Raw genomic sequence first — 6,000 nt, forward strand, 5'->3', positions numbered from 1 at the left:
ACAGCTCCAGCACGCCGAGAATCTCCCGCTCCCCCGGCGTGGGCTTTTCATGGGCGATGGTCCAGGGGCGGCCATCGGGCTTCGTGCCCTCGGCCCGCATCTCGCCGTCGATGCCCACCAGCCAGGAAGACAGGCCCGCCGCCCTCATCTCCCGCGCCAGTTCGTCCACGCCGAAGCCCTTGGCAATGCCCGAGAGGTCGAGCCGCAGCGGCGCCAGCCGGCGCGCGCGGCAGCCTGCCGGATCGAGCTGAAGCGCCTTCGGCGGCTCGAACGAGGGACGGCCGGCAATCGCGGCGATGCGCCCGCCATCGGGCACGCGCGAGCCGCCGCCGAAGCCCCATGCCTTGACCAGATCGCCCACGCCGATATCGAACGCCCCCTGCGACAGGCGGCCGATCTCCAGGGCCGTGGCGAGAACATGCGCCAGCTCGCGGGGGATCGCCACCCAGGTTCCCACCGGCGCGGCGTTGAGCTGCTCCAGATCGGACTCCGGCCGCCAGGTGGACATCTGCTGCTCCACCTGCTCGACGGCGCCCTGGAGGCGACGGGTCAGCGCCGCCTCGTCCACATCGCCGCCCGCATGGAACACGGCAGACCAGCGCGATCCCATGGCGGGGCCGCTCAGGGCGTGGCGATGGAGCGCCATCGCACCCAGATCAGTAGACATCTTCGACATAGCGTCCACACGATTTGAGGGTGGCAAGGTCGAGGCCGAGCGGGCGCACCACCGGCTCCAAGGCGCGGGTCACCGCCTCGGCCATGTCGCGGCCGCCGCACACCAGGATCTGCGCGCCCTGCTTCAGCAATTCCCGCAGGCGCGGCGCATCGGCGGCGATCCGGTCCTGGACATAGGCGCCCCCTTCGACATCCCGCGAGAAGGCGGTCTTGAGGGAGGTCAGGCGCCGTTCCGCCAGATGCTGGGCCAGCTCGTGCTCATAGAGGAAATCGGAGGCGGCGCTGCGCCCGCCCCAGTAGAGATGCATGGGCCGTCCCGCCGCATTGGCGCGCACGAATCCGGCGAGCGGGCCGATGCCGGCCCCGGCACCGATGAGGATCAGCGGCGTGCGCCCTTCCGTCGGGCGGAACGCCGGATTCTCGCGGATGAAGGCGTTGATCGCGCCACCCGGGGCCAGCGCGTGCAGGAAGGTGGAGCACAGGCCGCCTTCGCGCAGCCGCACGCAGATCTCCAGCACCCCGTCGCGGGTGGAGGAGGCGAGCGAATAGAAGCGGGGCATGGTGTCCCCCGGCGGCACGATGCCCACGAGATCCCCCGCCTCGAAGGACGGCAGGCGGCCGGGCGCGCCGGTGCGCGGATCGCGTGGGGCCTCAAAGCGCAGGATCGCCACCGGCGTGCCCACCGCCTCGCCATAAAGCTCACGCCCGGCGAGCATCAGCGGCACGGTCTTCGGCGGCTCGGCCACGTGGGAGAGCGTGAGATCGTGCCCCAGCACGGCGCCGAGGTCTTGCCCCCATTGGGCGAATTCCTGGCTTGAGCGCCGGTCCACCCGCTTCATGGGCAGAAGGCGCGGGCACCCTTTGGTCTCCAGTGCGTCGGCGACCTCCTGGGCGAACCGGCAGAAGTGCGGGAAGTTGCGATCGCCGAAGCCCAGCACCGCCACCGGCGGACGTCCCGGCAAGCGCCCCGGCAAGCGCGCGAGGCGGGACAGGAAGCTCTTGGCCGAGGCGGGCGCATAGCCCTCGCCATAGGTGGCGGTGAGGATCAGAAGCCGGTCGGCGGCAAGATGCGCCGTGCCCACATCGTTCATGGCGGCGATGTGTACCCGGTGCCCGGCGGCGGTGAGCGCGGCATGCAGGGTGCCGGCGAAGCCCCAGGTGGAATTGCCTTCGCTGCCCACGAGGATCACCGTATCGGCGCCGCGCGCGGGCGCATTCGCCGCGACGCGCGGACGGGCCGCCCGCCGGCGCGCCCACAGCATGATGCCGGTGGCGCCCAGCACCGGCACGGCGGCCGAGGCGAGCCCCAGCAGCAGGCCGAGCAGCCAGGCGCCCCGCCCGGTGTGAAGGGTGCGGACAAGGTCATTGATCTGCTCCAGCGTGGTGGCCGGAGCGAAGGCCAGGGCCGCGCCGGTGGCGGCGTCGATCCGCGTCTCGCCGGCGGCGGTGCGCAAGGTGAAGACGTCGGTGGGGTCGGCGGGATCGGGGAAGCTCAGCTCGCGCAGCTCCGCCAGCGGCGCGGACCGCAAAGCGGCGAGCGTGCCCACCGGTGCCGGCGCGCCGCCGCTCGCAGTGACGGGGGACGTGATCCCCTGCGCCTCGGGGATGAAGCCGAAGGTGCCGGCGGACATCCACAGGCCGGTGAGGGAGGACAGCACGAGGCCGGCGACGGCCAGCCGTCCCAGCTCGCCGTGCCAGCGCTGGGCCGGCGTGCCGCGGATGGGCCGCAGCAGCGCCCCCGCGCCGCCGAGCCGGCGGGCGAGCAGCAGCGTGCCGGACACGCTCAGCGCCAGCATGGCCAGCGCGCCGAGCCCGGCCGCCGCCCGGCCCGCGTCGCCGGCCAGGAAGGAGCGGTGGAGACTGGTGATGACGCGCGTGGTCTCGGATACCTGATAGGGTCCCAGCCCGGTGCCGGTGGCCGGATCGACCCGCTCCACGCCGCGCGCGTCCCCGTCGTCGAAGGCCACCGTGAGGCTGCCATCCGGCCGCTGGCGGATGGCGCTGATGCCCGGGTGGCGCGCGGCGACCTGCGCCGCGAGGCCCGCGACGCTGGTGCCCGCAGGCACCATGGGAGCGGTCGCGCGATCCAATGCCGGCTGGAGCGAGAGCACGGCACCGGTGACGGCGACCACCGTGAGGCCGAGCGCCAGCACGACGCCCGGCAACCCATGAAGACGGCGCAGCATGGAAAGACCCCTGTCGTTCAGAAGGTGACGGTGAGGGACTTGACGTAGCCCTTGCCGGCAAAAGGCTTGCCGGAGGCGGTGGCCGCGAGCGGCACCACCACCTCGGAAGGATTGTCCATCCCGTCCTCGACCGAGGTGTCCACATGCACCTTGTAGCCGGCATCGATCATGGCGTCGGCGAGGTCGAGGGTGATCTTCAGCGTCTTGCCGGAGCCGATGCTGGCGCCGGTGATACCGTCGATCTCGGTCGCCCGCCCGCCGGAGGCGCGCTGCCAGTCGGAGAGGTGGCGGTAGTATTTCGCCTTGCCGCCGGCCATCCACAAGGTGCCCTTGTAGGCCCCGGCGGCGTCGGTGACGTAGAGCACCACGTAGGCGCCATTGCCGCCGTAGCGCTTCAGCGCGGTCTCGAAGGTGACCTGCCTGGCTTCGGCGAGGGTGGGGGCCACCAGCGCGGCGGTGGCGGCCACGGCGGGGAGAACGAATTTCATCGGTCGGCTCCTGGAAGGGAAAAGCGGGGAGGGGCTCATTGCACCTCGACCTTGGGTCGGGCCTTGCCGTTGAAGAGGCCGTTGTCGGGCACCGGCGCGTTGGGATCGGCGGGGCCGGTCTGGGGCAGGGCGCTGCGGCCGCCGCGGCGGTCGTCGTCATCGTCGTCATCGTCGTCATCATCTTCGCGGTGACGGCGATTGTGCGCGCCATCGCGCTTGTGCTCGGACTTCGAGTCCGCAAAGCGCATGGCGCCGTCCGGGCCGGAAGCCTCCCGGCGCTCGTGCCGCTCGTGGCCGAACAGCGACAGGGAAGGGAGGTCCGACGCCGCCATGGCGATGCCGATGCCCGTGGTGGACAAGAGAAGAGCCGCTCCGATCAGGGTGCGCGTTTTCATGGATGCCTCCCGGCTGGTTGGTGTTGACCGGGTTCACCCTCGTGCACGCACCTGACGGCGACCTGAAGCGCCCGTGGAATTGCGTTCAGCTTCCCGTCAGGATCGGGGCGGGAAAACGCACCGTGACGCGGAAGCCGTCTGCCTCCGCCGGGATCGGCGAGGCAAGATCGAGCCTCAGTCCGGCGCCACGGCACACGGCGGCGGCGATGGCGAGGCCGAGGCCGGAACCCTCCGCCTGGGTCGGCCCCCGCTCGAACGGGCGCAGCAGCGCCGCCAGCCGGTCGGCCGGCACCACGGGGCAGCGATTGGCGACCTCGAAGCCCTCATCGCTCAACCGCACATGGATGGGGGTTTCGGGCGCGCCGTGCTTCAGGGCGTTCTCGATGAGATTGCGGGCAAGGACCGCGAAGGCATCCGGGTCGAGATCGCTGACCGGGCCGCCGTCCGGCGGGATCGCCACCACAAGGTCGGCGCCCCGGTCGGTCTGGCGGTCGAGTTCGGCGATCACATGGCGCAGCACCGGGCCGAGCGGCGCCGGGTGCTCGGCCAGAAGGCCGCCGCCTTCGGCCTTCGCCAGCTGCAGCAGCTTCTCGGAGAGGCGGGTCAGGCGCCGGAGCGCGCCGGCCACGTCCCGCGCCCGCTGGCGGGTGGCGCCTTCGGGCAGTTCGGCCAGCAGGCGCTGGGTCTGCGCCAGCGCGGCGGCGATGGGGGTTCTCAGTTCGTGGGCGCTGTTGGCGGTGAAGCCCCGTTCCGCCTCCAGCGCCCCGCGCAGGCGCTCCATCAGCGCGTTGACCGAGGCGGCGACGGGTGCCATCTCCTCCGGCAGGCCGTCCGCCGGCACCGGCGTGAGATTGCCGCGGCCGCGCGCCGCGATGGCCTGCCGGAATGCCAGCACCGGCTTGAGCGAGAGCCGGACCGAGAGCCAGACTCCGGCCAGCGCAATGGGCACCAAAGCGACGAGCGGCCAGATCAGCGCCATCACGGCCCGCCGCACCGCAGCGGCGCGGTGCCCGAGTTCCTCCGCCGTGGTGACGACGATGGTGCCGCGCACCGCGGCCTCGGTATAGGTGCGCAGGCGATCGGTGGTGCGGAAGCCCGGGGCGAGGCCCGGCGGAATCGCCATCAGCTCCGCGTCGCTGGACTGGAGCAGCACGCGCCCCGCGCCATCGCGCACCACATAGGTGATGTATTCCCGGTGGGCTCCGATGGGCGCCATGTGCTGCGGGGCGTCCCCGGCCTCGCGGGAGAGCAGCTCGGAATACGCCAGCGGCAGCACCCGCTGCGCCACCTCCTGGAGCGCACTGTCGAACACCTCGCCGATCTCGTGCCACAGCACCAGTCCCGCCACCGTGGCCGCGGCGAGCCACAGCGCCGCGACCGAGGCCGCGAGCCACAGCCCGAGGCGCCGGCCCAGGCTCCACCGGCGGGACTGGCGAGGGCCGCTCACGCGCCCGCTCCCGGCGTGCCGAGGCGATAGCCCATGCCGCGCACGGTCTCGATCATGTCGGCGCCGAGCTTCTTGCGCAGGCGGGCGATATAGACCTCGATGGTGTTGCTCTCCACTTCCGCGTCGAAGGAATAGAGCCGTTCCTCCAGCTGCGGCTTCGACATGAGCTGGTGCGGCCGCTGCACGAACGCCTCGAACAGGGACCATTCCCGGGCGGTGAGCGCAACCACGCGCCCCGCCCGCCGCACCGAGCGGGCGGCGAGATCGACCTCGATTTCTCCGAGGGTGACGAGCGGGTTGGGATTGCCCGCATAGCGCCGGCCCACGGCGCGGATGCGGGCGCTCAGCTCGAACAGGTCGAACGGCTTCACCAGATAATCGTCGGCCCCGACGTCGAGGGCCGCGATGCGATCGGAGATCTGGTCGCGCGCGGTCAGCACCATGACGGGCGTCACGTCGCCGGCGCTGCGCAGCTGCTTCAGGAAGTCGGCGCCGCGGCCGTCCGGCAGCATGAGGTCGAGCAGCACGAGCTCGAAGGCAGCGGCATGGAGGGCGGCGCCGGCCTCGTCGAGGCGGGTCACCCAATCGGCGCAATGGCCGTCCGCGACCAGCTGGTCACGCACGGCCGTGCCCAGAACGGGATCGTCTTCGACCAGCAGGATACGCATCTGTCACCTCGGCGCGCCAACTTATACCAACGGCCTTTTGTCTTTGACCGCTGCCGAGAGGGGCTCGCTCAAGCGCCGCGCGGGCTTGCACCTGCGGCCGGTGAGTCAAACTCATCGGCCCCTGATCTTAGCGCGGCCGGT

Annotated in this window: 6 protein-coding genes; all 6 read right to left on the reverse strand. The window is 71.9% G+C overall.

Going from position 1 to position 6,000, the window contains the following annotated elements; all coding sequences use genetic code 11:
- The coding region (locus K9U40_RS21530; RefSeq protein ID WP_282892161.1) for an FAD:protein FMN transferase at positions 1 to 667 on the reverse strand (667 nt) is incomplete at its 3' end.
- Positions 657 to 2,861, reverse strand: a complete 2,205-nt coding sequence (locus tag K9U40_RS21535) for a PepSY domain-containing protein (protein WP_282892162.1) — start codon at positions 2,859 to 2,861, stop codon at positions 657 to 659. The genes K9U40_RS21535 and K9U40_RS21530, both read right to left, overlap by 11 nt.
- Positions 2,862 to 2,878: 17 nt before the next feature.
- Positions 2,879 to 3,349, reverse strand: coding sequence for a DUF2271 domain-containing protein (locus K9U40_RS21540; RefSeq protein WP_282892163.1), 471 nt, complete (start codon positions 3,347 to 3,349; stop codon positions 2,879 to 2,881).
- 35 nt (positions 3,350 to 3,384) lie between these two features.
- Positions 3,385 to 3,744, reverse strand: coding sequence for a hypothetical protein (locus tag K9U40_RS21545; protein ID WP_282892164.1), 360 nt, complete (start codon positions 3,742 to 3,744; stop codon positions 3,385 to 3,387).
- Positions 3,745 to 3,829: 85 nt separating this feature from the next.
- Positions 3,830 to 5,191, reverse strand: a complete 1,362-nt coding sequence (locus tag K9U40_RS21550) for a sensor histidine kinase (protein ID WP_282892165.1) — start codon at positions 5,189 to 5,191, stop codon at positions 3,830 to 3,832.
- Positions 5,188 to 5,859: a response regulator transcription factor gene (locus K9U40_RS21555; protein WP_282892166.1), complete on the reverse strand. Its 672-nt coding sequence runs from the start codon at positions 5,857 to 5,859 to the stop codon at positions 5,188 to 5,190. Before K9U40_RS21555 ends, K9U40_RS21550 begins: the two co-directional genes overlap by 4 nt.
- Between the last annotated feature and the right edge of the window lie 141 nt (positions 5,860 to 6,000).

Source organism: Xanthobacter autotrophicus (genome assembly GCF_030015065.1).
GTDB lineage: Bacteria > Pseudomonadota > Alphaproteobacteria > Rhizobiales > Xanthobacteraceae > Xanthobacter > Xanthobacter autotrophicus_D.

Excerpts from the sequence above, each read along its gene's own strand:
- K9U40_RS21535 (WP_282892162.1), bottom strand. The coding sequence starts at position 2,861 with ATGCTGCGCCGTCTTCATGGGTTGCCGGGCGTCGTGCTGGCGCTCGGC.
- K9U40_RS21540 (WP_282892163.1), bottom strand. The coding sequence starts at position 3,349 with ATGAAATTCGTTCTCCCCGCCGTGGCCGCCACCGCCGCGCTGGTGGCC.
- K9U40_RS21545 (WP_282892164.1), bottom strand. The coding sequence starts at position 3,744 with ATGAAAACGCGCACCCTGATCGGAGCGGCTCTTCTCTTGTCCACCACG.
- K9U40_RS21555 (WP_282892166.1), bottom strand. The coding sequence starts at position 5,859 with ATGCGTATCCTGCTGGTCGAAGACGATCCCGTTCTGGGCACGGCCGTG.